We start from the raw sequence: 23214 nt of genomic DNA, 5'->3' as shown, positions 1-23214 counted from the left end.
GGAATCAACTCAGCGCGTTGACGATCTGCTGCGGGACGGTGTCCACCAACTCCGTGAGCGCACCGCCGAACGAGCCGACGCTGACGTGCGCCAGGTCGAGGTTCGGCAGCAGGTCCTTGAGCAGGTCGCCCAGGTTCAGGTTGCTGAGATCCCCGACCAGGCCGGACAGGTCCAGCGGCAGCTTCGACAGGCCCAGATCGTTGACGAGATCACCCAGGTTCAGCCCGTTCAGCAGGCCGGTGATGCCCAGGCTGCCGAACGGGTTGCCCAGATCGTTGAGCAGGCCACCCAGCGTCAGATCACCGGTCGACGGCGCGAAGCCCAGTGCCTCCAGCACCCCCCCGACGCTCAGGTTCTGGCCCGGAGCGATGCCCAGATCACCGAGCAGACCGCCCAGAGACAGGTCCTTACCGGACAAGCCCAGGTCACCCAGCAGACCGCCGACCGTCAGGCTGTTGCCGTTCAGACCGAGGTCACCGAGCAGTCCGCCGATGGTCAATCCGCCGGGCGTCGAGCCCAGGTCGTTGAGTAGATCGCCGACGGTCAAACCACTGCCGTTCAGTCCCAGATGCCCGAGCAGGTCACCGATCGTCGTGCCGGTACCGGAGAGTCCGAGATCATTCAGCAGGCTGCCGATCGTCAGTCCGTTCGTGTTGAGTCCGAGGTCACCGAGCAGGTTGCCGAGCCCCAGATTGTGCGGGGTGATACCCAGTGCGTTGAACAGGCCGTCCAGTAGGCCGCCGATGCTCGGCGCGGTGCTGGGCAGCAGGGTGCTGACGGCGGCGACAAGGGTATTGAGCGCAGTCGTCACCACGGCGTTCAGCGGTACACCGAAGGCCTTGAGTACGCCTTCCAAAGCCGAGGTCAACAAGCTGACCACGCTGCCGCCGCCGGGTAGCGCGTCACCTGTCCCCAGTCCGAGCAGGCTGAGCAGCGAGTCGGCCGACACCGTGTTCGTCGGGTCCAGCCCCAGCGAAGTGAGCAACCCGTTGAGCACCGACGTCGACAGCGCCGTACTGGGGTCGAGACCCAGCGCGCCCAGCAGGCTGTTGATCACGCTCGGCGTCAGCGTGCTGTTGGAATCCAGGCCCAGGGAGGTCAGCAGGTTGGTCACCGTACTCGTCGAGATCGCGCTCGTCGGGTCCAGTCCCAGCGAGCTCAACAGACTGTTCACCACCCCGCCTGACACACCGCCGGTTGGGTCGAGCCCCAGTGAGCCGAGCAGGCTGTTGAGCATGGTCGGCGACACCGTATTCGACGGGTCCAGCCCCACCAGTCCCAGCAGGCTGGCCGGGGACAGCAGCTTGCTCGGATCGATGCCGAACGCGCTCAGCACGCTGCTGAGCGGCAGGTTGTTCAGGTCGACGTTCGTGTCGAGGCCCAAGCCGTGCAGGATGTTGGTCAGACCCAGGGTGATCGCGTTTCCGGACCCGAGATTGTCGAGGCCGAGCAGGTTCAGCAGCCCACCGAGGCTGGTGATGCCGGTGCCAGCCTTCAGCAGGTCACCCAGCCCGTCGCCGCTGATCCCCAGGTCGCTGAGCAGGCTGCCCAGCGTGATGTTCCCCAGGTTGAGTTGATCCAGCAGTCCGCTCAGGTTCAGGTTCGTCAGGTTGTTCAGCCCGAGCAGGTCGAGCAGCTTGGTCAGGTTGAGATCGACGGTGAGGTTCGACTCCGGCGCGAGGATCCCGTTGAGCACCGGGACGTTGATGATGCCGCCGAGCAGGCTGACGTTCTGCGCGCCGTTGAGGTAGGCGTCCATAACGGTCGCCGGCCCCTCCAGCAACGCGGTGCCGGCGGTGGCCGGGTTGCCGAGGTCGCCGAGCACGCTGTGCAGCGCGTTCGCGGTGACCACCTGTGACCCGAGGTTGGCGATCAGCAGTTCCAGCGCCGGCGGCAGTTGCACCGTGACGGTTGCGGGCAGCGGCGTGAGGTCGGTGCTGACGGTCGGGGTGATGTCGGTGAGCGCCTTGAACACGCCGAGCGGGTTGGTGAAGAGCTCGCCGAACACCTTCGTGATCGCGGTCATGTCGGCGTTGTCGCTGATGTTGGTCAGGTTTGCGGTGGTGTGGGTGAACAGGTCCGACCACGCGTCGGTCAGCCGCACCGCTGCCGATTGGGCTGCGGGCAGCTGCCCGGCGGCGGTCGGCGGCAGGCTGATCGGGGTGACGGCGACCAGCACGGCGCCGGTGACGGCGATGCCGGTGGTGATGTAGGGCTGAAGTGTTTGCCGCATGATCCCTCCCTGAAGTCAGAATGTGATGTGCATCTCACGCAAGCTGAGAGTAACCCTCGGACACGGGCCGTGCGGTCTTATTTCCGAATTTTTCAACCCTCAGGTGATGTGCCAGCCGGGGACCGGCGTCGATCACGTCACGGCCACCCGCACGCCACCTCGCTCGCACATCGCCCATCACAGCCGAATCACACGCCACTTCCGTTGCGGCACATACGGATAACCCGACTAAATTCGGCTCAATATTCACTTCCGTAAAGCTTTCATTTAGGTGTAGGTTTCCCCTGTCGGCAGTGACCACTGACTCTGGGGGAGAAACAATGATCGGATCGCGCGCACTCGGGCACCACCTGTTGGCCGTCGTGGTGGTCGCGGGAGCGGGCCTGGTCATCGCGAACCCCTCGCACAACGCGCCGGCGCCGCTACGCATCTCGGCGATCAACCTGACCGCCGCCGAAGGGGTCGCGGCGACCCCCGGCGACGCCACGGACCTGGCCTGGCTGTCGCAGGCCGCCGCCGACCTCAACACCTCCACCGAGAACTTCTTCAACACCGCGAGCACGGAGATGGGCAGCGAGATGAACGCGCTGAACAGCATCTACTCCGACTGGGTGGCCCAGTACGGCGGCGACCTCAGTACCGCCATGCAGAACCTGGGCACCTTGGGGCAGGACTACGGCACCTGGGCCGAAGGATGGTTCCAGACCGTGGTCAGCCTGGAGACCGAGATGCCCGGCACCGTCGGCCCCGACAACACCAGCCTGTGCGACGTGATCACGCTGGCCGGCATGGACATGGACAAGTGGGCCAACGCGATGGGCCTGGGCGCCTCCGACCTGTTCCAGAACATGGCGGCCCAGTTCACCACCTTCGATCAGGAGATGCTGGAGGGGATGAACAGCCTGTTCTCCTCGCTGTGATCACCGCGGCGACGGCCGGTGCCCCACCGCGGGGCACCGGCCGTCGCCGTCTGCGGTCGACCGCTTAGGCGAACGCCTGCACCGGCGGGCAGGAGCACACCAGGTTGCGGTCCCCGTACGCGCCGTCGATCCGGCGCACCGGCGGCCACACCTTCGGCCGGAAGTCGCGCCCGAGCGGGTAGGCGGCCTGCTCTCGGGTGTAGGGGTGCTCCCACTTGTCGACCACCAGGCACTCGGCGGTGTGCGGGGCTCCGCGCAGCGGGTTGTCCTCGACGCTCCACTCCCCACTCGCAACCCGGTCGATCTCACCGCGGATCGCGATCATCGCCGCGCAGAACGCATCCACCTCGGCCAGGCTCTCGCTCTCGGTGGGTTCCACCATCAGGGTGCCGGCTACCGGGAAGCTCATCGTCGGGGCGTGGAACCCGTAGTCGGTGAGGCGCTTGGCGACGTCGTCGACGGTCACCCCGGTCGCCTTGGTGATGCCGCGCAGATCCAGGATGCATTCGTGGGCGACCATGCCGTTCTCGCCGGTGTAGAGCACCGGGAAGTACGGGTCGAGGCGCCGGGCGATGTAGTTCGCCGAGGCGATCGCGGTCAGCGACGCGGCCCGCAGGCCGTCCGGCCCCATCATCCGGATGTAGGCCCAGGTGATCGGCAGGATCGACGCCGACCCGTACGGCGCGGCCGACACCGGCGGGCCGGCCGGCAGCTCGGGAGCCAGCGGGTGGCCGGGCAGGAACGGCGCCAGGTGCGCGCGCGCCGCCACCGGGCCGACGCCGGGCCCGCCGCCGCCGTGCGGGATGCAGAACGTCTTGTGCAGGTTCAGGTGGCTGACGTCCCCGCCGAAGCGTCCCGGGCGGGCCAGCCCGACCAGCGCGTTGAGGTTGGCGCCGTCGACGTAGACCTGCCCGCCCGCGTCGTGGACGGCGGCGCAGATCTCGGCGACGTCGTGCTCGTAGACCCCGTGGGTGGACGGGTAGGTGATCATCAGCGTGGACAGCACCTCGGCGTGCTCGGCGATCTTCGCCCGCAGGTCGTCGAGGTCGACGTCGCCGTTGTCGCGGCAGCCGATCACCACCACCCGCATGCCGGCCAGCGCGGCCGATGCCGCGTTGGTGCCGTGCGCGCTGGACGGGATCAGGCAGATGTCGCGGTGCGACTGTCCCTGGCTGGCGTGGTAGGCGTGGATCGCCAGCAGGCCGGCGTACTCGCCCTGTGAGCCGGCGTTGGGCTGCAGCGACACCGCGTCGTAGCCGGTGATCCCGACCAGCCAGCCCTCCAGCTGGGCGATCAGCGCCCGCAGTCCGGCGGCGTCGCCGACCGGGGCGAACGGGTGCTGGCGGGAGAACTCCGGCCAGGTGATCGGCTCCATCTCGGCGGCGGCGTTGAGCTTCATCGTGCAGGAGCCCAGCGGGATCATGCTGCGGTCCAGCGCGATGTCCTTGTCGGACAGCGCGCGCAGGTAGCGCATCATCGCCGTCTCGGTCCGGGACGCCGTGAACGCCGGGTGGGTGAGGAATTCCGAAGTGCGGGTCGCGATGTCGCTCCCGGACGAATCAGCCGGCGTCACCCCGAACGCGGCCAGCACGGCGTCGACGTGCGCGTCGGTGGTGGCCTCGTCGCAGGCGACCGAGACGTGGTCGGCGTCCACCCGCCACAGGTTGATGCCCGACGCCTTCGCGGCGGCGACGATCTCATCGGCGCGGCCCGGGACGCGGGCCAGCACGGTGTCGAAGTACGTGTCGTGGACCAGGGCGTCACCGAGGGCCGCGGCGATGCTCTCGGCGTGGCCGTGCACCCGCCGGGCGATCGCGGTCAGCCCGTCGGCGCCGTGGTAGCTGGCGTACATCGCCGCCATCACCGCCAGCAGCACCTGCGCCGTGCAGATGTTCGACGTCGCCTTGTCCCGGCGGATGTGCTGTTCGCGGGTCTGCAGCGCCAGCCGATAGGCGTCGGCGTCGTCTGCATCCTTCGAGACCCCGACCAGCCGGCCCGGCAGCTGACGGGCATGCTTGGTGTGCACCGCCAGGTAGCCGGCGTGCGGGCCGCCGAAGCCCATCGGAACGCCGAACCGCTGGGCGCTGCCGAACGCCGCGTCGGCGCCGATCTCCCCGGGCGGGGTGACCAGTGTGCAGGCCAGCAGGTCCGCTCCGACCGCGACCAGCGCGCCGCGCTCGTGGGCGGCGTCGATCAGCGCCGACCAGTCGGTAACCCGGCCACTGGCGCCGGGCAGCTGAACGATCACGCCGAAGAACTCACCGTCGGGCAGCCCGTCGCGCAGATCGGCGGTGACGATCTCGATGCCCAGCGGTTCGGCCCGGGTGGCCAGCACCGCCGCGGTCTGGGTGAAGAGGTCGGCGTCCACCACCAGCCGGTTGGAGTTCCCGCGCACCGCCCGGTGCATCAGCGTCATCGCCTCGGCGGCGGCGGTGCCCTCGTCGAGCATCGACGCGTTGGCCAGGTCCAGCCCGGTCAGGTCGGCGATCATGGTCTGGAAGTTCAGCAGCGCCTCCAGCCGGCCCTGGCTGATCTCCGGCTGGTACGGGGTGTAGGCGGTGTACCAGGCGGGGTTCTGCAGGATGTTGCGCAGCAGCACCGGCGGGGTCAGCGTGTCGTAGTAGCCCTGACCGATCATCGAGGTCGCCACGGTGCTGGTGTCGGCCAGTGCCCGCAGTTCGGCCAGCGCCTCGGCTTCGCTGGCGGCGGCCGGCAGGCCGTCCAGGCCCGGCGCCACGCCGGTGTCGGTCAGCGCGTCGAGGATGCTGGCGGGCACCGCCTTGGCCCCCAGGTCGTCGAGGGAGTCCACCCCGATCACCGCGAGCATCGTGGCGATCGCGTCAGCGTCCGGGCCGATGTGCCGGTCGACAAAGCGGAATTCGGTCATGGCGGGACTCCTGCGGGTAGGCCGGGCAACGGTCGATGCGGTCGCCCTCCCCCTCTGTCCTCACCCGGGCCGGGCACCTGAGAGTTTCAGCCGGGCGGCCCGGCCTTTCCCCATCGGCGGGTGCGTTCGTACACACCACTTTCCAGAGGCACCATTGTCTCGCGCGGTCCGGGGGCCTGAGAGGTTGGCGGAGAGGTCTTGCTCCTTCGGCGTCCGCGCCTGGTTGACGCGGAACTCTCCCGCAGCGAATGCGATGCCCCGCCAGCTTACCGGGTGGTCACCCCCACCGCGAGCGTGCACAGTTGACCGCCGTTGCCCCAGGTGGGGCCGGACAACTGTGCACGGTCAGCCCGTCTTGCGGTCGCGGTACTTGCGCCGGCTGGCCAGTTCGTCCTCCGGCGCACTGATCGACTCGCCGCCGTCGGCGCGCTCGCCCGGGAATTCGGCGATCGCCCCGGTCAGTTCCCGCATCGCACCGGAGACGGCGATCCCGAACACGCCCTGCCCGCCCTGCAGCAGGTCGACCACCTCTTCGGCGGAGGTGCATTCGTAGACGGTGGTGCCGTCGGAGAACAGCGTGATGTTCGCCAGGTCGCGGACCCCGCGCTCACGCAGGTGGTCGACCGCGATCCGGATGTTGTGCAGTGAGATGCCGGTGTCGAGCAGTCGCTTGACGATCTTGAGCACCAGGATGTCTTTGAACGAGTACAGCCGCTGGCTGCCGGATCCGGCGGCGCCGCGGATCGAGGGCACCACCAGCGAGGTGCGGGCCCAGTAGTCCAGTTGGCGGTAGGTGATGCCGGCGATCTGACAGGCGCTGGGCCCGCGGTAGCCGACCAGTTCGTCGGGGACCGAATCGTCGGGGAACAGCCCCGCCTGCACCGGCACGCCACCCGCCGGCCGTTCCGCCGGGCCGTCGGCACCCGTCGGTTCGGACTGCCCGGTGAAGTCCAGTTGCTCCTGCCCCGGTTGCTCGCCCACGCTGCTTCCTCTCGCCGATCGCGCTCGATGCCACTGGCTGGCCGGTGACCGCGTTTGCTCTTGCCCGAGTTGTGGTGAGCATACGCCGCTGAACGCGCTGTCGTTCTGTTGTCCCCGTCAAGTCGTGGCTCAAGTATGGTGGCCGCGTTTTCGGCCCGGCGTGTTCTGTTTGGCGTGTCGTGAAGAGCGCGTACAGATGAAACGCGACTGTGACGGTGCTGAGTCCGCCGCGCCGGGTCAGGTTGCTTTGAAATCGTCCGGCGACACGCTATCGAGGAACTCCTTGAACTTCTCCACCTCGTCCTCCCGGACGGTCCCCGAGCCCTCGTCGTCGCCCTCGTCGGGGATCAGCAGGCCCGCCTCGGCCAGCACCGACTCCTCGACGTAGATCGGCACACCCACCCGCAGGGCGATCGCCACCGAATCCGACGGCCGCGCCGAGACGGTGATGTCGCGGTCGAAGATCAGATCCGCGAAGAAGGTGCCCTCCTGCAGGTCCACGATCCGAACCTCTTTGAGGGAGTGGCCCAGTGCCGCGATCAGGTCGCGGATCAGGTCGTGGGTCAGCGGCCGGGCCGGTTCGACCCCCTGCTGCTCCAGTGCGATGGCCGCGGCCTCGGCCTGCCCGATCCAGATCGGCAGGTACCGGTCGCCCTCGGCTTCCCGCAGCAACAGCACCGGCTGGTTCTGCGGCTGCTCGACGCGAATCCCGACCACGCGTACTTCACCCATCTCCAGCCAGCCCTCCGCATATGCCTGTGCCCGAACCGGACTCGCTGCGAACCACGGTCGGATAACCGCAACAAGCCGCCGAACGAAGTCTAGTCCTCAGCCGTGCAGAACGTCGTGCACCGCCGACTTCAGCAAAGATGTGTGCAGCGTGATCGCCAGCGCCGCGACCTCGCGCGCCAGATCGTCGGCGCGGTCGCGGGCACCGGTCTTGCCGCCTTTGACCAGTGGGCCGGCGATCTGCGCGATCAGGTCGGACTGCCGGTCCGCGGCGGACCGGAAGGCGCGCAGATGCCGCGGCTCCACGCCGTATTCGGACAGCGCCTGCGCGCACTGCGCGATCACCACGGACTGCTCGTCGAAGAACCCACCCGCACCGCTGACGATCACCCCGGCCTTGAGCAGCGCCACCACCAGTTGGTCGCTCACCCCGGACCGCTCCAGCAGGTCCTCCCGGCTCAACCGGACCCGCTTGGGCGCCGGCGGCACGGCGTCCCGGTACCCGTCGGCCCCATCGTGGGCGTCGACCGCCGCGACCAGCCGAGGCGCCGGGTAGGGCGACTCCGCCGCCGGCAGCGCTCCGCCCTCCTCGGCGTCCAGTCGCGCCTTGATCACCTTCAGCGGCAGGTACTGATCCCGCTGCGCGGTCAGGATGAATCGCAGCCGGGCGCAGTCGTACGCGCTGAATCGCCGATACCCGGATGACGCACGCTGCGGCGTCACCAGCCCCTCTGCCTCCAGGAAACGGATCTTGGAGATCGTGACGTCCGGGAAATCCGGTCGGAGCAGGTCCAGAACCGCTCCGATCGACATCCCGGAGAGTTCGGGGCTGTCAGGCGCGGTCACTAGCTGCCCGGCCCGGCCTCATTCTCGCCGGCCTTCGGCCCGGTCAGGAAGACCAGCCGGAACTTCCCGACCTGGACCTCATCACCGTTGACCAGCACCGCCGAGTCGACCGGCTCGCGGTTGACGTAGGTGCCGTTGAGGCTGCCGACGTCGACGACCTGAAACTCGTTGCCCTCCAACCGGAACTCGGCGTGCCGGCGGCTGACCGTGACGTCGTCGAGGAAGATGTCACTGTCGGGGTGACGCCCGGCCGCGGTGACCGGCTGGTCGAGCAGGAACCGCGATCCGGCGTTCGGACCCCGTTTGACGACCAGCAGCGCCGACCCGGCAGGCAGCCCCTCCACACCGGAGGCCAGGCTCTCACCGCCGGTCTGGGCGGGCGCGTCGAGTTCGTTCAAGAAGTCAGCCCGGAACACCGAGGTGGTTTCCACGGTGACCTCTTCACTGCCCTGGCCGCTATCCTTCTCCGTCACCCATTGCTCCTTACTGGACGCTCTCGCATTATCCGGTCAATTCCGCCGCGCATTCCTGCCACCGACCGCACCGGCGATGTGTCGACCGTACCGCGCAGCGGCCGGAAATGTCCCCCGCACGGCGGGATCCGGTCTCCGATCCGCCGGCTGATCCCGGCAGGCAGGTTAACAATCGTCATTCGGCCACGGTCGAGCGGTATGCCTCGGCGGTCAACAGCGCCGCAAGCCGCTCATCCAACGCCGCCACCTCGGTGTTCTCCACCTGGAGGTCGAGCAGCCAGCCGGCGCCGTACGGGTCGGAGTTGACCAGTTGCGGCGTGGCGTCCAGATCGGCGTTGACCGCGACGACGCGTGCCGAGATCGGCGCGTACAGATCGGACACCGACTTGGTCGACTCCACCTCGCCGAAGGTCTCGCCCGCGGTCACCGCGGTGTCGACCCCGGGCAGCTGGACGAACACCACGTCGCCGAGCGCCGCCTGGGCGAAATCGGTGATCCCCACCCGCACGGTGTTCTCGCCGGTGCGCCGGACCCATTCGTGTTCGCTGGTGTAGTGCAGGTCGGACGGGACGTCGCTCACAGCGTTCACCGTGCCCTTTCTTCCTCAGTGGTGTTCATTTGACGGGCTGAGCGTATTGGCGGGGTTTCGGTTGCCGCAACACGGTGACCGCCATGTGCTCCGCCTGCTGCACGGTCATCGTCCCCCCGAGCCGCCGGACGCTGTCCACTGCGCCGCCCGGGATGTTCATCGCCGCGGCCAGGGTAGGCGGATCCCCAATCGCCAGAACGGAATACGGCGGGGCCAACGTGGTGCCGTCGAAGTCTAGTGCGCCGGGGCCGCCGACCACCCAGGTGTCCACCCCGACCCGCACGGCCTGACCGGCGTCGCGGACCGCCATCGCCTCGGCCCCGGCCGCCCGCAGTTCGTTGATGACGTCGAGCATGGTCGCCGCCGTCACTCCGCGGCCCGGATCGTCGACGGTGACGGTCACCCCGGGCCCGACCGCCCCCACGGTGCCGATCATGATCGCCAGCGCACTCAGGCGCGCCTGCGCGTCCTCGATGGCGGCGGCGTCGCTGGTACCGGATTGCTGCAGTGCGGTCAACGTCTGCTGCAGTTCGGCGACCTCGGTGTGCAGGGCGGCTTCGCGCTGCCGCAGTGAGTCCAGCAGCACCAGCAGATCGGCGGGCCGGGCGGTGTCCAGTGCGTCGCCGGACTCGTTCTGCCGGACCTGGGTCACGATCGCCGCGCCCAGCAGCAGACACAGCAGTATCGCGAGGACGCCGAACACCGGCCGGCCGGACCGCAGCGCACCGAACCGGCGGCGACGCTGCGGCTCGGGCATCTCGTGCCGGCCGTGCGATGCGGTGTCGTCGGTCATCGGAGATCAGGCCCCGAACAGTCGTCGACGCAGTGCGGCGGCATTGCCGAAGATGCGGATGCCCAGCACGACGATGATCGCGGTGGACAACTGGGTGCCGACCCCCAACTGGTCGCCCACGTAGACGATGAGTGCGGCCACCAGGACGTTGAACACGAACGACACGACGAACACCTTCGCGTCGAAGATCCGCTCCAGGTAGGCCCGCAGTCCCCCGAACACCGCGTCCAGGGCGGCCACCACGGCGATCGGCAGGTATGGCTGAACCTCCTCCGGCACGCTGGGGTGGAAGAACAACCCCAGTGCGATGCCGGCGATCAGTGCGGCGATACCGATCATCTACTCCTCCATCGGTTCTGCGAACCTGACGGCACGCGTCGCGCCTGCGGGCAGGGTCAGGTCGTGGGGTCCGGTGTCGGTGTCGACGTGCACCACCACCCCGTAGGAGATCTCCAGCAGCCGTAGCCGCTCCAGGCCGAGACTGCGACCGAAGCCGTCCCGGAGTTCGGTCGGGGGGCCGATCGCGCGGATCGTGTAGGGGCTGCTGAGCGGGTTGTTGTCGGCCAGGATCGCACCGCCGGCCTGCCGGATCGTCACATTCGGTCCGATCCGGACGTCGCCGATCGCGATCGCCTCCGCACCGGCGGCCCACAGCGAGTTGACGACGAGCTGCAGGTCGCGGTCCAGGATGATCTGCTGACTGCCGGAGACCCGCTGCTTGGACGCATCCGACAGGTTCCGGCCGACGCCGGGCTCGGTGACGGTGATCCGCAGCCCCGGCCCGGTCACCGCGCCGCTGGCCGCCGCCAGGCTCAGCGCGTCCAGCCCGGCCAGCAGCCGCTGTCCTGCGGCGTCGTCGGTGAGGCGCTGCCGCCGCAGTTCGTCGACGCGTGCCGACAGTGTGTTGCGCTGCTCGACCAGTGCGTCGGTCGCGGCCCCGGCCGCCCGCACGTTGCCGGCCAGCACCTGCTGCGCGGTGCGCACCCCCGGCGCCATCGACCTCGCCTGGGCGACCGCGACGGCGAACACCGCGGCCACCAGCAGCGCCGCCAGCGCCTCCCACGCCCAGGTGGCCGCGCGCCCCGACCCGGCGCCGTTGCGGGTGCGCTCCGCCGCGGCGGCGTAACCCGGGTCGAGGTGGTCGGTGAGCAGGGACCGCAGTAGTGAGGGCACCGCGAACACCTGTGGCCGGCCCGCCTCGTGGGCGTTGCGGCTGGCCTGGGCGTCGAAGCCGCTGAGCGCGAAGAACGGTTCAGCCATCCGCCACTCCGGCTGCGTCCCTGGCGACCTTGGGCAGCCGGCGGACCACCAGCGTCACCTGCGCCAGATACAGGACGAGCGCCCACAGGTACATGCCCAGGCCCCAGATCAGGAACGCCCACCCGAACGCCAGCACCACGCGACTCCACTGCGCATCGAATCCGCCGAGCAGGATCAGCGGGAACGCCGACATCAGCGCGAAGGTCCCGGCCTTGCCGATGTAGGTGACCGGCAGTGCGGTCAGACCGCGCCCGCGCAGCACCGGCAGGGTGACGGCCAGCAGCGCGTCGCGGCCCAGCACCGCGGCGACGATCCACCACGGCACCAGGTCGCGCAGCCCGAACGCGATCGGTACCGCCGCCATGTAGATCCGGTCGATCGCCGGGTCGAGCAGCGCACCCAGCCGTGACGACTGACCCAGCACCCGGGCGAGTTTGCCGTCGGCCCAATCCGAGGCGCCGCTGAGCATCAGGGTCGCCACCGCCCAGCCGTCGGCGCGCAGCACCAGCAGCTGGAACAGGAAGATCGCGATCAGCACGAGCCGGGCCGCGCTGATCGCGTTCGGCACCGTCAGAACCCGGTCGGGGATCGCGTCGGATCCGGAACCGGCAGCCATGCCGGGAACCCTAGCGGAAAATGCCGGGCAGGCTCAGCGCATCCAGGGTGTCGTCGTTGAGCGGGTTGTCCCGGACCATGTAGGTCCACGTCGAGGTCGGCCGGGCCAGTTTCGACAGGTCGACCCCGGGTTCGGCCTCGATCTCCTCGGAGGTCTCGAACGTCTGCTGCGACGCCTCGATGGCGTCGGCGGCCAGTGAGGCGAACGCGTCCAGCGCCATCCGGTGGAACTCGTCGAGCGGGTTCTGCCGGCCCAGCGCCCGCAGGTGGATGCTCTCCCGGATGTCGGCCAGGAACGCCAGGTGGTCGGCCCAGCCACGGTCCAGGTGGTAGAGCATGATCTGCCGGCAGATCTTCTCCAGCTTCGCGTCGGCGTCGTCACCGAATTTCGCCCGCAGCTCCTTGTAGCGCTCCGGCGCCAGTTCGGCGATTTCCTCAGCCGCGGCCGGCGTCGACAGCAGGGTGTTGCGGCGTTCGACGATGATGGCCCGCTGCTGGGCGATCAGCTGGTTGTACCGCCAGGTGTTGGCGTGGATGTCGAGCAGCTTGCCCTCGGCGATCCGCTGGGCGTGGTCGAGCAGCGACGACGCCTTCGAGCTGACGATCCGGCCGTCTCCGTCGGTCTCCATCGGCAGCTTGCCCGGTTCGAGGTTGGTCAGCGCGACCTCGTCCTCCCAGCTGGAGAAGAACACCGTCGACCCGGGGTCGCCCTGCCGGCCGGCCCGGCCGCGCAACTGGTTGTCCAGCCGCTCGGTGTGCTGGCGCCCGGTGCCGATCACGTGCAGCCCGCCCAGTTCGACCACCTTGTCATGGTCGGCCGCTTGGTTCTCCGACGAACCGCCGAGCCGGATGTCGGTGCCGCGGCCGGCCATCTGGGTGGAGACGGTGACCGCGCCGAGCTTGCCGGCCTCGGCGATCACCTTCGCCTCGTCGGCGTCGTTCTTGGCGTTGAGCACCGCGGCCGGCACCTTGCGCTTGAGCAGCCGCTCGGCCAGTTCCTCGGATTCGGCGACGTCGTGGGTGCCGACCAGCACCGGCTGCCCGGTGGCGTGCACCTCGACGATGTGCTCGACGATCGCGTCGCTCTTGGCCGCGGCGGTGATGTAGACCCGGTCGGCCTCGTCCTCGCGGATGTTCGGCATGTTCGACGGGATCGGGGAGACGCCCAGTTTGTAGAACTGGCGCAGCTGCTCACCGGCGGCCAGCGCCGTGCCGGTCATGCCGCAGACGGTCGGGTACCGGTTGACCAGAGCCTGCACGGTGATGGTGTCGAGCACCTCGCCGGTCTCGGTGGTCTCGATGCCCTCCTTGGCCTCGACGGCGGCCTGCAGGCCGTCCGGCCAGCGCTGCAGGGTGGCGATCCGGCCGCGGGAGGCGTTGATCAGCTGCACCTTGCCGTCGCGGACGATGTAGTGCACGTCGCGCTGCAGCAGCACGTGCGCGTGCAGGGCGACGTTGACCTCGGTCAGCGTGGTGGTGACGTTCTCCTCGGAGTACAGGTCGATGCCGCCGAGCGCTTTCTCGACCTTGCGGGCGCCGGCCTCGGTGAGGTGGATGTTGCGCCGGTCCTCGTCGGAGTCGTAGTCCTCCCCCGGTTCCAGCCGTCCGATCAGGTCGACGATCTCCAGTCGCGGCGTCTCCCGGTGGGTGGTGCCGGCCAGCACCAGCGGCACCAGCGCCTCGTCGACCAGCACCGAGTCGGCCTCGTCGATCAGCGCGACGTCCGGGTTCGGCGACACCAGGTCGGCGACGTCGGTGACCAGCTGGTCGCGCAGCACGTCGAACCCGATCTCGTTGACCGAGGCGTAGGTGACGTCGCACTGGTAGGCGGCGCGCCGGTCGGCGGCGGTGGAGTCCTCGGTGATCCAGCCGACGGTCAGGCCCAGCGCCTTGAGCAGCGGGCCCATCCACTCGGCGTCGCGGCGGGCCAGGTAGTCGTTGATCGTGACGACGTGCACGTGCCGGCCACCGAGGGCGTAGCCGGCCGCGGCGATCGCACCGGACAGCGTCTTGCCCTCACCGGTGGCCATCTCCACGACGTCACCGGCGAGCATCCGCAGCGCGCCCTGCAACTGCACGTCGAACGGCCGCATCTCGATGCTGCGGTCGGCGGCTTCGCGGGCGATCGCCAGGAACTGCGGGATGTCGCCGGCGTCGGCCAGCGCCTTGAGGTCGAGCAGTTTGGCGGCCTTGGTCAGCTGCTCGGCGTCGAGGCCGGCGGCTTTGGCGGTGTATTTCTCGGCGGCGGTCACCTCCGCCATCGAGCGGCTCTGGTTCTTCTCGGTGCTGGCGCCCAGCAGTTTCCAGAACCGGCCGCTCAGCCGGCCCGACTTGGCGTCGGCGGCTTTCGAGGCGCTTTTCGAGGCGGTTTTCGAGGTGTTAGCCACGCAACAACGGTACGCGGTGATCGACGCCCGCCGGCTGTCGGCACCGCCCCCGCCGTGCCGGTCCTCATCAGGCACCGTCCAGGGCCGCTGGGGTAGGTTGCGCACGGGATTTCGATCGGACGCCGACCGGGCTGTCCGGGGTTGTGAGGAGACGTCGCCGTGGACCCGAAGCTGTTCAAGCCGTCCATCGACTGGGGTCATGCACTGAGCGAATCGCTGGTGTGGATCGCGATGGCCTGGGCGATCAGCGCCGTCTGCGTCATCGCAGTGCTGGCGGTGCTGCGGGTGACGACGCCGTGGGCGCGCCAGTTCTGGGAGATCTCCGGTGCCTACTTCACCGGCCGGTCCAGCATCAAAGCCTGGGCGATGCTCGGGGTGCTGCTGCTGTCGGTGATCACCGCGGTGCGGCTCAACGTGCTGTTCAGTTACCAGAGCAACGACATGTTCACCGCGGTGCAGATCGCCGCCAAGGGGGCAGCGTCCGGCAACGAAGCGGTGAAGCAGTCCGGCGTGCACGGATTCTGGATGGCGATCGGGATCTTCAGCCTGATGGCAGCGCTACATGTGGCCCGGGTGATGGGCGACATCTACCTGGCCCAGCACTTCATGGTGGACTGGCGAATCTGGCTCACCGATCGCCTCACCGGCGACTGGCTGGGTGATCGGGCCTACTACCGGGCGCACTTCGTGCACGCGAAACTCGACGTGTCACCCACCGGCGCCGACGGGGATGCGGTCGAGGGCGCGATCGACAACCCCGATCAGCGCATCCAGCAGGACATCGACATCTTCACCGCCGGCAACGGCGCCGCCCCGAACGCCCCGGCCAACGGCACCGGCAGCATCCTGATCTTCGCGGCCGTCGAGTCGGTGGTGTCGGTGGTGTCGTTCGCCGCGATCCTGTGGAACCTGTCCGGCACCCTGACCGTGCTGGGCCTCTCGATCCCGCGCGCGATGTTCTGGATCGTCATCGGCTACGTGCTGGTGGCCACCGTCGTCGCGTTCTGGATCGGCCGTCCGCTGATCCAGCTGAGTTTCCGCAATGAACAGACCAACGCCGCATTCCGTTACGCACTGGTTCGGATACGAGATGCCGCCGAGTCGGTCGCGTTCTACCGCGGCGAAGTCGCCGAGCGCTTGCAACTCCGGCGGCGGTTTGACGCGATCGTCGAGAACTATCTGAAGTTCGTGAACCGGACCATCGGAATCGCCGGCTGGAACCTGTCGGTGAGCCAGATCATCGTCCCGCTGCCGTGGGTGGTGCAGGCTCCGCGACTGTTCGACGGGCAGATCGAACTCGGCGACGTCACCCAGACCGCCACGGCATTCGGCCAGATCCAGGGCGGGTTGTCGTTCTTCCGCAACGTGTACGACGACTTCGCCGGCTACCGCGCCGCGATCATCCGTCTGCACGGACTGGTCGAGGCCAACAAGGAGGCTCGCGACCTCCCCGAACTGCTGGTCAAGCCGAGCCCGGACGGCACTGTCGGGATCGAGGGCGTCGAGGTGCGCACCCCCGCGGGCGATGTGTTGATCGACGCCTTGGACATGCAGCTGGCGATCGGCGACGCGGTGATGATCGCCGGGCCGTCGGGCTGCGGCAAGACGACGCTGCTGCGCAGCCTCGCCCAGCTGTGGCCCTTCGCATCCGGGACCTTACGCCGGCCCGACGCCGACAACGCGACGATGTTCATCTCGCAGCTGCCCTATCTCCCACTCGGTGATCTGCGCACGGTGATCGCCTACCCCCTTGCCGCCGAGGAGATCTCGGATGCCGCGTTCCTCGACGTGCTGGTCAAGGTGGCGCTGCCGCACCTGATCGATCAGCTCGACGTCGTCGACGACTGGGCTCGGGTGCTCTCCCCCGGCGAACAGCAGCGGGTGGCGTTCGCTCGCATCCTGCTGACCCAGCCCAAGGCGGTCTTCCTCGACGAATCCACCTCCGCTCTCGACGAAGGACTGGAGCTGACGCTGTATCAGCTGCTGCGCGCCGAGTTGCCGGGGACCATCGTGGTCAGCGTCAGCCACCGGCACACCGTCAAGCAGCACCACAACCAGGTGCTCGACCTGCTCGGCCAGGGCCGTTGGGAGCTCAGTTCGGTGGAGCCGGAACCCGCTTCGGTCTGACCGCTACCCACTTTCCCCACCACCGTGCAGAGTTCTCCACCCCCACCTGGGGTTTCGCCGGTGAAGTGTGCACGCCCGCGCGGGATGAAGGCCTACCGGCGGGCGGCGTGGGCCCCGGCGCGGCGGCCGAAGAACGACCCCTCGCCCAGCTGCGTCCCGCTGGCGTAACCCTTGCCGTCCTGGGCGATGTTGGCCGCGCAGGCCCCCGCCGCGTACAGCCCTTCGACCACGCTGCCGTCGGCCCGCAGCACCTCGCCGTCCACCGAGGTGGCCAGCCCGCCGAGGGTGAACCCGGCGTACATCGCCTTGCCCAGCGTCAGGTCGAACGCCCCCCACGGACCCTTGTCCTGCGGCGCAAGGAATTCCGGCTGCTTGTGGAAGTCCGGGTCCTCGCCGCGGGCGGCGTTCGCGTTGTAGCGTTCCAGGGTCGCCACCAGCCTGCCCGCCGGAATGCCCAGCGCCGCTTCCATCTCCGGCACCGACTCCCAGCCGTCGATCAACGGCACCAGCGGCACCCGGGGTTTGCGCAGATGCTCCTCGTCGACGATCAGGTACGCCGCGCTGTCCGGCTGATCCATCACGAATCCCGATGTGCGCGAATGATAGGAGTCCTCGGCGACGAACCGGTCACCGTGCTTGTTGACGATGATCCCGGTGAGCAGGATCGACGGCGGGTACACCGGCGCGGTGATGAACACCTGATCCATGTGCTTGGTGGCGCCGCCGGCCGACATCCCCAGCCGGATACCCAGCCCGTCGTCGTAGGTGTTGCCCAGCACGAACGGCTTCTCGGCGAGTTTCGGCGTGTACTGCGACACCATGTCGGGGTTCATCACGAATCCGCCGGCGGCGATCACCACCGACTTCGCTTTGATCGCACCGGATTCGGTGAACCGCTTCCAGGTGACACCGGTGATCCGGCCCGACGCGTCGGCGATCAGTTCGCTCGCCCCGGTTTCGTAGCGGACCTCGACGCCGAGACTCACGGCCCGCTTGAGCAGCAGGTCGATCACCATCTTGGCGCCCTGGGTGTCCCCGGGCACCGGCACCTTGTGGCCGCGCGGCGCCGGGACGGCCTGCTCCTTGAACGGCCACACCTTCTCGTTGCCGGTGTACATCAGACCCTCGGTGTTGGGCTGGATCACCGCTTTCTCCGGGTAGTAGCTGCGCTCGAACTGAAAACCCAAGTCCTCCAACCAGTTGAAGTGCTCGACACTGCCGTCGCAGTACGCGCGGATCTTGTCGTGCTCGGGCTCCCGGGAGACCGCGACCAGGTACTTGTACATCTCGTCGGCCGAGTCCGGGTGCCCGGTCGCCTGCTGCACGGCGGTGCCCCCGCCGAGGTAGAAGTGTCCACCGGCCATCGCGGTGGTGCCGCCCGCCTCGGCCGCCCGCTCGAGCACCAGCACTTTCGCCCCGGCGGCCGCCGCGCTGACCGCGGCGCACCCGCCGCCGATCCCGAAGCCGACCACCAGCACGTCGACGTCGTCCGACCAGTCCGTCACCTGCTCGGCGCTGACCACTGCCGGTGTTTCGATGCTCACTGCTGCTCCCGTTTGACGTAGTCGAAGAAATCCCGGATCTGCGAACCGACACAGGCGAATTCGATGAACGGCACGCCGGCCTGCACGGCCGACACGTAGCCGAACCGCATGCCGGACAGCACACCGCACTGCACCACCTCAGCGCCGCCGGCGACCGCGTCGGCCAGCGTGGCGTCGAGGTCGTCGGTCTCCACGCAGACGTGGTGCAGGCCCGGCCCGCCGGCGGCCAGGAATTCGGTGTAGATGCTCTCGCCTTCGACCGGGGCGATCAGCTCCAACTGGGTGTCGCCGGCGTAGCTCAGTGAGATGTCGGCGGTGAAATCCGCCGGTTCGCCGCGGTACTCGCAGGTGTCCGGGCCGAAGTGCACACCGGGCAGGCGAACCCATTTCCGGGCGCCGAGCAGCGCGCTGAGGACGGTTTCGGTGGCAGCCAGATCATCGGTGACCCAGGCGATCTGGACCGGCGTTCGGGTCGGCGGGGTCATGGTCGCGGCGCGGGCACCCCGACGTCTTCCCGGACCTGCGCCGACAGCGCCGACCAGGACACGGCGGCCGGGTAATCGCCCCAGACGCTGTTGAACAGTCCGACGACCTGAGCCGAGCCGGGACCGCGGACCACATACACCGGGCCGCCGGAATCACCCTGCTGACTGCGCACGCCGTTGGACATGGTGAACCAGCCGTTGTTGACCCGGTCGACGGTGCCGCAGGTCTCCCCGGTGACGATGCCGAAATGGCAGACCGGCTCGCCCGGTTCGACGGTCACATTCGGGGTGGCCTGCAGGCGCAACCCGCCCGGCAGCACGTCGTTGGTCACGACGTCGGCGCTGAGCGCGATCGCCTCGTAGTCGGCGATCACCTGGTCGGTGTTGACGGTGGTGCCGTTGGGCGTGTTGTCGCGGAACGTCGCCATCGCGCCGATGACGTCGCCGACTGCGTTGGTGACCGGGCCGCTCCCCCGGCAGTGGCCCGCGGTGAACGCCACCCGCAGCACCGGGTCGACGTAGCCGAGCGTGCACACGTGCACGTCCTGATGGATCTCCATACCCGGGTACACCAGGACCGGATCCGCGAGAGCCGGGACCGCGGGCGCACCCACGGTCAGCACGGCCGCGGCGACCGTCGTCGTCAACGCCTGCACAGCGAGCCCCCGCACTGTCGACTCCGATCGTCGGGGCCGGTCGAGCGCCGGCCGTCCGTGACTGTGAGACACGTTACCGGCGTAGCACAGCGGCCCGGACCTGTGGGTCCGGGCCGCTGCGTGGACGGGCGACGACGATCAGGGGATCGTCAGCTCCTGACCGGGGTGGATCAGGTCGGGGTTGGCGATACCGCTGGCCTCGGCGATCTGCGGGTACTTGTTGCCGTCGCCGTAGAACCGCTCGGCGATCGCGAACAGGGTGTCGCCGGCGACCACGGTGTACTTCTGCGCTGCCGGGGCGGCCGGAGCCTCCTCAGCGACCGGGGCCTCCTCGGCCTTGGGGGCCTCCGGCGGCGGCGCGTCGGTCTCGGTCTTGGTGGACCAGGCGGCGCCGTCCGCGGCGTACAGGACCAGGTTGCGGTCGTCCTGCAGCACCAGCTTGGCGTCCTTCTTGCCCTTGGTGTCGGTGTGCCAGATCGGCTTGTCTGCGGTGTAGATGACGAAGTTCCCGTCGGCCTGAACTTCGGCGCGCACCACGTCGTTGCCGTTGGTGCCCGACGCCCAGACGGCCTTGCCCTGCGACGCCAGGACGAGGTTGCCGTCGTCCTGCAGGGTCAGGGTGTAGGCCCCGTTGTTCGAGGTCAGCGACTCACCCTTGACGAGCTTCTTGCCAGCGGTGAGGGTGTCTCCCAGGCTCTGTGCCACGTTGTTCCCTTCTCATCGGAACGCCCGCCGGACACGGCGCGACGCTGTCGCTCGCACGCGACGCCCGTCAGCCTAGGCGACCGTCCCCGCGAACGCTCCCCTTTGGCTCACGGCTTAAAAAATGTCGGCCGATCCCGTCGCGCGGGGCTGCCAGCCGGGCGGGCCGAACACGAAACCGAGCCGGTCCCGCCAGCGGGTCGCGGCCCGCACGTCGGCGATCATCGACCGGTATTCGTGGATCTGCAGCGTCCAGATGTTGAAGGTGTCCACCTGCTTGGTCAGCCCGTAGTGCGGCCGGAACAACTCCGGGGCGTACGTGCCGAACAGCCGGTCCCAGATGATCAGGATCCCGCCGTAGTTGCGGTCCAGGTACTCGGCGTCCATGCCGTGGTGCACCCGGTGATGCGACGGCGTGTTGAGGATGAACTCGAACACCCGCGGCAGTCGGTCGACCCGCTCGGTGTGCACCCAGAACTGGTAGATCAGGTTCACCGAGAACGCAGCGAACACCATCCACGGCGGAATCCCCAACAGCGGCAGCGGAGTCCACATCAGGATCTCGCCGCTGTTGTTCCACTTCTGCCGCAGGGCGGTGGCGAAGTTGAAGTACCGGCTGGAGTGGTGCGCCTGATGCGTCGCCCAGATCAGCCGGACCCGGTGGGCGATGCGGTGGTAGCAGTAATAGAGCAGGTCCACCCCGAGGATCGCGATCACCCAGGTGTACCAGCGCGAGGCCGGCAGGTGCCACGGCGCCAGGTAGGCATAGCAGGCCGCGTAGCCGAGCAGGGCGAGGAACTTCCAGCCGGCGGTGGTGGCCACCGACACCAAGCCCATCGAGATGCTCGCCCACGCATCGGCCGCCCGGTAGGAGCCCGGTTCGAGTTGGTCGAGTTTGCGGGCCGCCGTCCACTCCAACGTCAGCAGCAGCAGAAAGAACGGGATCGCGAACAGCACCGGGTCGCGCATCGGCGGTGGCAGCACCGACCAGAACCCAGCGACCCCGTCCACCGCATCAGCTTAGGGTCCGGGCCCGACGGACGCACCGGGTCGACGGTGTTGACTGGGCCCATGCCGAACGTCATCGTGATCGGGTCCGGGTTCGCCGGGCTGTGGGCCGCCCTGGGGGCTGCGCGCCGGCTCGACGAACTGTGCGTCACGCCCGGCGAGGTCAACGTGACCGTGCTCAGCGACAAGCCGTTTCACGACATCCGGGTGCGCAACTACGAACCGGATCTGCGGGACTGCCGGATACCGCTGGATGATCTGCTCACACCGGCGGGCGTCGCGCACGTCACCGCGACGGTCACCGGGATCGACGCCGGGGCGCGCACCGTCACCACCGCGGACGGCACCGTGCACCGCTACGACCGGTTGGTGCTGGCCGCCGGCAGCCGGGCGGCCCGGCCGGATGCGCCCGGGTTCGACGTCGACACCTTCGACGGCGCGGTCGCACTCGACGCCCACCTGCGCGACCTGGCCCGCCACCCATCGCCGGGCGCGGCCACAGTGGTGGTAGTCGGGGCCGGCTTGACCGGGATCGAGACCGCCTGCGAACTTCCCGGGCGGCTCACCGCGCTGTTCGGCTCCGGCGCCGCACCCCGGGTGGTGCTGGTCGATCACACCAGGATCGGCTCCGACATGGGTGACTCAGCGCGGCCGGTGATCGAAGAGGCGTTGTCGGACAACGGCGTCGAGACCCGAACCGGGGTGCGGGTGACCGGGGTCGACGCGGACCGGGTGACCCTGTCCTCCGGCGAGACGCTGGCCGCCGCGACCGTCGTCTGGTGCACGGGGATGCGGGCCAGCACCCTGACCGATGACCTGCCGGTCGCCCGTGACCGATTCGGCCGGGTCGCCGTCGACGACTACCTGCGGGTCGTCGGGGTGACCGGGGTGTTCGCCGCCGGCGACGTCGCGGCGGCGACGATGGATGACGAGCACCTGTCGGTGATGTCGTGTCAGCACAGTCGGCCGATGGGCCGCTTCGCCGGCTACAACGTGATCTCGGACCTGCTGGGCGAGCCGATGCTGCCGCTGCGGATCCCCTGGTACGTCACGGTTCTCGACCTCGGTCCGGCGGGTGCGGTGTACACGCAGGGTTGGGACCGCGCGGTGGCCGCGCAGGGGGCGGCGGCCAAGGCCGTCAAGCGGGAGATCAACACCCACCGGATCTATCCGCCGCGCGACGGCGACCGGGCCGCGCTGCTGGCGGCGGCCGCCCCGCTGCTGCAGGATCAGCCGGACCTGGGCTACTGATCCTCGTCCACCGCCGGCAGCGGCGGGCTGAGCTGGTCGTCGGAATGCCAGTGCACCGCGTACACACCGGGCTGCAGGGACAGCTCGGCGACCAACCGCTCCAGTCGGTCCGGCGCGTGCCGGTCCACCAGCAGGAATGCGGTCAGCATGACGTTCTCGTCGGCGGTCCGGTCGGTGTGGATGCCGCGCAGCACCAGGTCGTGGCTGGCGGTGTGCTGCACGATGTGCGCCCGCGCATAGGTCTCGGCTTTGGGCCGGCAGAGCACCTGCACCCGATAGGGCGACTGCCCCTCGTCCTCCTCGGCGTGGTGGTCCCGGTCGATGAGCCGGCCCAGCGGCCGGCCGAGCAGGTGGGTGCCGACGATCGTCCCGGTCGCGATCAGCGCGAACAGCAGATGCCCGGCGGCGGCCAGCACGCCGACCGCCGCCGAACACCACAGGGTGGCGGCGGTGTTCAGGCCGCGGACGTTGAAGCCCTCCCGCAGGATCACCCCGCCGCCGAGGAACCCCACCCCGGACACCACGTACGACGCCACCCGGGTCGCGCTGGTGTCCTCAGCGGCGACCGAGTACAGCACGAACAGGGTCGCACCGGCGGCGACCAGCGCGTTGGTGCGCAGTCCGGCCATCCGCGCCCGCCACTGGCGCTCCAGCCCGATCAGTGCACCGCACCCCAGCCCGACGGCCAGCCGGAGCGTGAACTCCGCGACGCTCAGCGTCTGCATGGG

At 69.1% G+C, this 23214-nt stretch carries 21 protein-coding genes and 2 riboswitches; of the genes, 3 read left to right on the top strand and 18 right to left on the bottom strand.

Going from position 1 to position 23214, the window contains the following annotated elements; genetic code table 11:
• Window positions 1-4 precede the first annotated feature (4 nt).
• Window positions 5-2233, bottom strand: coding sequence for a hypothetical protein (locus KIH27_RS03710; RefSeq protein ID WP_214091573.1), 2229 nt, complete (start codon window positions 2231-2233; stop codon window positions 5-7).
• A 320-nt stretch (window positions 2234-2553) separates the two neighbouring features.
• Between KIH27_RS03710 and KIH27_RS03705 the strand changes: the two genes are divergently transcribed.
• Window positions 2554-3153, top strand: coding sequence for a hypothetical protein (locus KIH27_RS03705; protein ID WP_214091572.1), 600 nt, complete (start codon window positions 2554-2556; stop codon window positions 3151-3153).
• Window positions 3154-3217: 64 nt separating this feature from the next.
• On the opposite strand, the gene gcvP is transcribed toward KIH27_RS03705, so the two are convergent.
• The 11 genes from gcvP to secA2 form a co-directional block, all read right to left on the bottom strand.
• Window positions 3218-6040, bottom strand: a complete 2823-nt coding sequence (gene gcvP / locus KIH27_RS03700; protein WP_214091571.1) for an aminomethyl-transferring glycine dehydrogenase — start codon at window positions 6038-6040, stop codon at window positions 3218-3220.
• 44 nt (window positions 6041-6084) lie between these two features.
• A riboswitch (glycine riboswitch) is annotated at window positions 6085-6194 on the bottom strand.
• A 1-nt stretch (window position 6195) separates the two neighbouring features.
• Window positions 6196-6292, bottom strand: a riboswitch (glycine riboswitch).
• A 93-nt stretch (window positions 6293-6385) separates the two neighbouring features.
• Window positions 6386-7021, bottom strand: coding sequence for a MerR family transcriptional regulator (locus tag KIH27_RS03695; protein ID WP_214091570.1), 636 nt, complete (start codon window positions 7019-7021; stop codon window positions 6386-6388).
• A 237-nt stretch (window positions 7022-7258) separates the two neighbouring features.
• Window positions 7259-7753 carry a bifunctional nuclease family protein gene (locus KIH27_RS03690; RefSeq protein ID WP_214091569.1) on the bottom strand — a complete coding sequence of 165 codons (495 nt, stop codon included), beginning with the start codon at window positions 7751-7753 and terminating at the stop codon, window positions 7259-7261.
• Window positions 7754-7849: 96 nt separating this feature from the next.
• Window positions 7850-8596 (bottom strand): transcriptional regulator FtsR, encoded by a 747-nt coding sequence (gene ftsR, locus KIH27_RS03685; protein WP_214091568.1) that lies wholly within the window; start codon window positions 8594-8596, stop codon window positions 7850-7852.
• Window positions 8596-9069, bottom strand: coding sequence for a glycogen accumulation regulator GarA (gene garA / locus KIH27_RS03680; RefSeq protein WP_214091567.1), 474 nt, complete (start codon window positions 9067-9069; stop codon window positions 8596-8598). The genes ftsR and garA overlap by 1 nt, the downstream gene beginning before the upstream one ends.
• A gap of 175 nt (window positions 9070-9244) precedes the next feature.
• Window positions 9245-9649, bottom strand: a complete 405-nt coding sequence (gcvH, locus tag KIH27_RS03675) for a glycine cleavage system protein GcvH (protein WP_214091566.1) — start codon at window positions 9647-9649, stop codon at window positions 9245-9247.
• Window positions 9650-9683: 34 nt separating this feature from the next.
• A complete protein-coding gene (locus tag KIH27_RS03670; RefSeq protein WP_214091565.1) occupies window positions 9684-10451 on the bottom strand; it encodes a DUF881 domain-containing protein in 768 nt (255 codons plus the stop codon).
• A 6-nt stretch (window positions 10452-10457) separates the two neighbouring features.
• Window positions 10458-10790, bottom strand: coding sequence for a small basic family protein (locus KIH27_RS03665; protein ID WP_214091564.1), 333 nt, complete (start codon window positions 10788-10790; stop codon window positions 10458-10460).
• A complete protein-coding gene (locus KIH27_RS03660; protein ID WP_214091563.1) occupies window positions 10791-11711 on the bottom strand; it encodes a DUF881 domain-containing protein in 921 nt (306 codons plus the stop codon).
• The gene (locus tag KIH27_RS03655) at window positions 11704-12327 is read right to left on the bottom strand and encodes a CDP-alcohol phosphatidyltransferase family protein (RefSeq protein ID WP_214091562.1); all 624 of its coding nucleotides are present in this window, start codon (window positions 12325-12327) and stop codon (window positions 11704-11706) included. The genes KIH27_RS03660 and KIH27_RS03655 overlap by 8 nt, the downstream gene beginning before the upstream one ends.
• Before the next feature lie 10 nt (window positions 12328-12337).
• Entirely contained in the window at window positions 12338-14713 is a 2376-nt protein-coding gene (gene secA2 / locus KIH27_RS03650) for an accessory Sec system translocase SecA2 (RefSeq protein ID WP_214091561.1), read from the bottom strand.
• A 159-nt stretch (window positions 14714-14872) separates the two neighbouring features.
• Here secA2 and KIH27_RS03645 point away from each other — a divergent pair, with 159 nt between their 5' ends.
• On the top strand, window positions 14873-16840 hold the full coding sequence (locus KIH27_RS03645) for an ABC transporter ATP-binding protein/permease (RefSeq protein ID WP_214091560.1): 1968 nt from the start codon (window positions 14873-14875) through the stop codon (window positions 16838-16840).
• 92 nt (window positions 16841-16932) lie between these two features.
• Here the strand turns inward: KIH27_RS03645 and KIH27_RS03640 are convergent, their stop codons facing one another.
• The 5 genes from KIH27_RS03640 to KIH27_RS03620 form a co-directional block, all read right to left on the bottom strand.
• Window positions 16933-18384: an FAD-binding protein gene (locus tag KIH27_RS03640; protein WP_214091559.1), complete on the bottom strand. Its 1452-nt coding sequence runs from the start codon at window positions 18382-18384 to the stop codon at window positions 16933-16935.
• A complete protein-coding gene (locus KIH27_RS03635) occupies window positions 18381-18869 on the bottom strand; it encodes a VOC family protein (protein WP_214091558.1) in 489 nt (162 codons plus the stop codon). Before KIH27_RS03635 ends, KIH27_RS03640 begins: the two co-directional genes overlap by 4 nt.
• Entirely contained in the window at window positions 18866-19540 is a 675-nt protein-coding gene (locus KIH27_RS03630) for an Rv1815 family serine proteinase (protein WP_372451292.1), read from the bottom strand. The genes KIH27_RS03635 and KIH27_RS03630 overlap by 4 nt, the downstream gene beginning before the upstream one ends.
• Window positions 19541-19663: 123 nt before the next feature.
• Window positions 19664-20218 carry a LysM peptidoglycan-binding domain-containing protein gene (locus KIH27_RS03625; protein ID WP_214091649.1) on the bottom strand — a complete coding sequence of 185 codons (555 nt, stop codon included), beginning with the start codon at window positions 20216-20218 and terminating at the stop codon, window positions 19664-19666.
• A 126-nt stretch (window positions 20219-20344) separates the two neighbouring features.
• Window positions 20345-21238, bottom strand: coding sequence for a sterol desaturase family protein (locus tag KIH27_RS03620; RefSeq protein WP_214091557.1), 894 nt, complete (start codon window positions 21236-21238; stop codon window positions 20345-20347).
• Between the two features lie 60 nt (window positions 21239-21298).
• On the opposite strand from KIH27_RS03620, the gene KIH27_RS03615 reads away from it, so the two are divergent.
• A complete protein-coding gene (locus KIH27_RS03615) occupies window positions 21299-22486 on the top strand; it encodes an NAD(P)/FAD-dependent oxidoreductase (RefSeq protein WP_214091556.1) in 1188 nt (395 codons plus the stop codon).
• Here the strand turns inward: KIH27_RS03615 and KIH27_RS03610 are convergent.
• Window positions 22480-23211, bottom strand: coding sequence for an MgtC/SapB family protein (locus KIH27_RS03610; RefSeq protein ID WP_214091555.1), 732 nt, complete (start codon window positions 23209-23211; stop codon window positions 22480-22482). The two genes, KIH27_RS03615 and KIH27_RS03610, sit on opposite strands and share 7 nt — an antisense overlap.
• Window positions 23212-23214: the final 3 nt, after the last annotated feature.

The organism is Mycolicibacter acidiphilus, from assembly GCF_018455725.1.
GTDB lineage: Bacteria > Actinomycetota > Actinomycetes > Mycobacteriales > Mycobacteriaceae > Mycobacterium > Mycobacterium acidiphilum.
Note: the sequence above shows the minus strand (reverse complement) of the source record. Positions and strands in the feature narration are given on the sequence as shown.

Coding starts and splice junctions, on each gene's coding strand:
- KIH27_RS03710 (WP_214091573.1), bottom strand. CDS start 2,233: ATGCGGCAAACACTTCAGCCCTACATCACCACCGGCATCGCCGTCACC.
- KIH27_RS03705 (WP_214091572.1), top strand. CDS start 2,554: ATGATCGGATCGCGCGCACTCGGGCACCACCTGTTGGCCGTCGTGGTG.
- gcvP (WP_214091571.1), bottom strand. CDS start 6,040: ATGACCGAATTCCGCTTTGTCGACCGGCACATCGGCCCGGACGCTGAC.
- KIH27_RS03690 (WP_214091569.1), bottom strand. CDS start 7,753: ATGGGTGAAGTACGCGTGGTCGGGATTCGCGTCGAGCAGCCGCAGAAC.
- KIH27_RS03670 (WP_214091565.1), bottom strand. CDS start 10,451: ATGACCGACGACACCGCATCGCACGGCCGGCACGAGATGCCCGAGCCG.
- KIH27_RS03665 (WP_214091564.1), bottom strand. CDS start 10,790: ATGATCGGTATCGCCGCACTGATCGCCGGCATCGCACTGGGGTTGTTC.
- KIH27_RS03660 (WP_214091563.1), bottom strand. CDS start 11,711: ATGGCTGAACCGTTCTTCGCGCTCAGCGGCTTCGACGCCCAGGCCAGC.
- KIH27_RS03655 (WP_214091562.1), bottom strand. CDS start 12,327: ATGGCTGCCGGTTCCGGATCCGACGCGATCCCCGACCGGGTTCTGACG.
- KIH27_RS03635 (WP_214091558.1), bottom strand. CDS start 18,869: ATGACCCCGCCGACCCGAACGCCGGTCCAGATCGCCTGGGTCACCGAT.
- KIH27_RS03615 (WP_214091556.1), top strand. CDS start 21,299: ATGCCGAACGTCATCGTGATCGGGTCCGGGTTCGCCGGGCTGTGGGCC.
- KIH27_RS03610 (WP_214091555.1), bottom strand. CDS start 23,211: ATGCAGACGCTGAGCGTCGCGGAGTTCACGCTCCGGCTGGCCGTCGGG.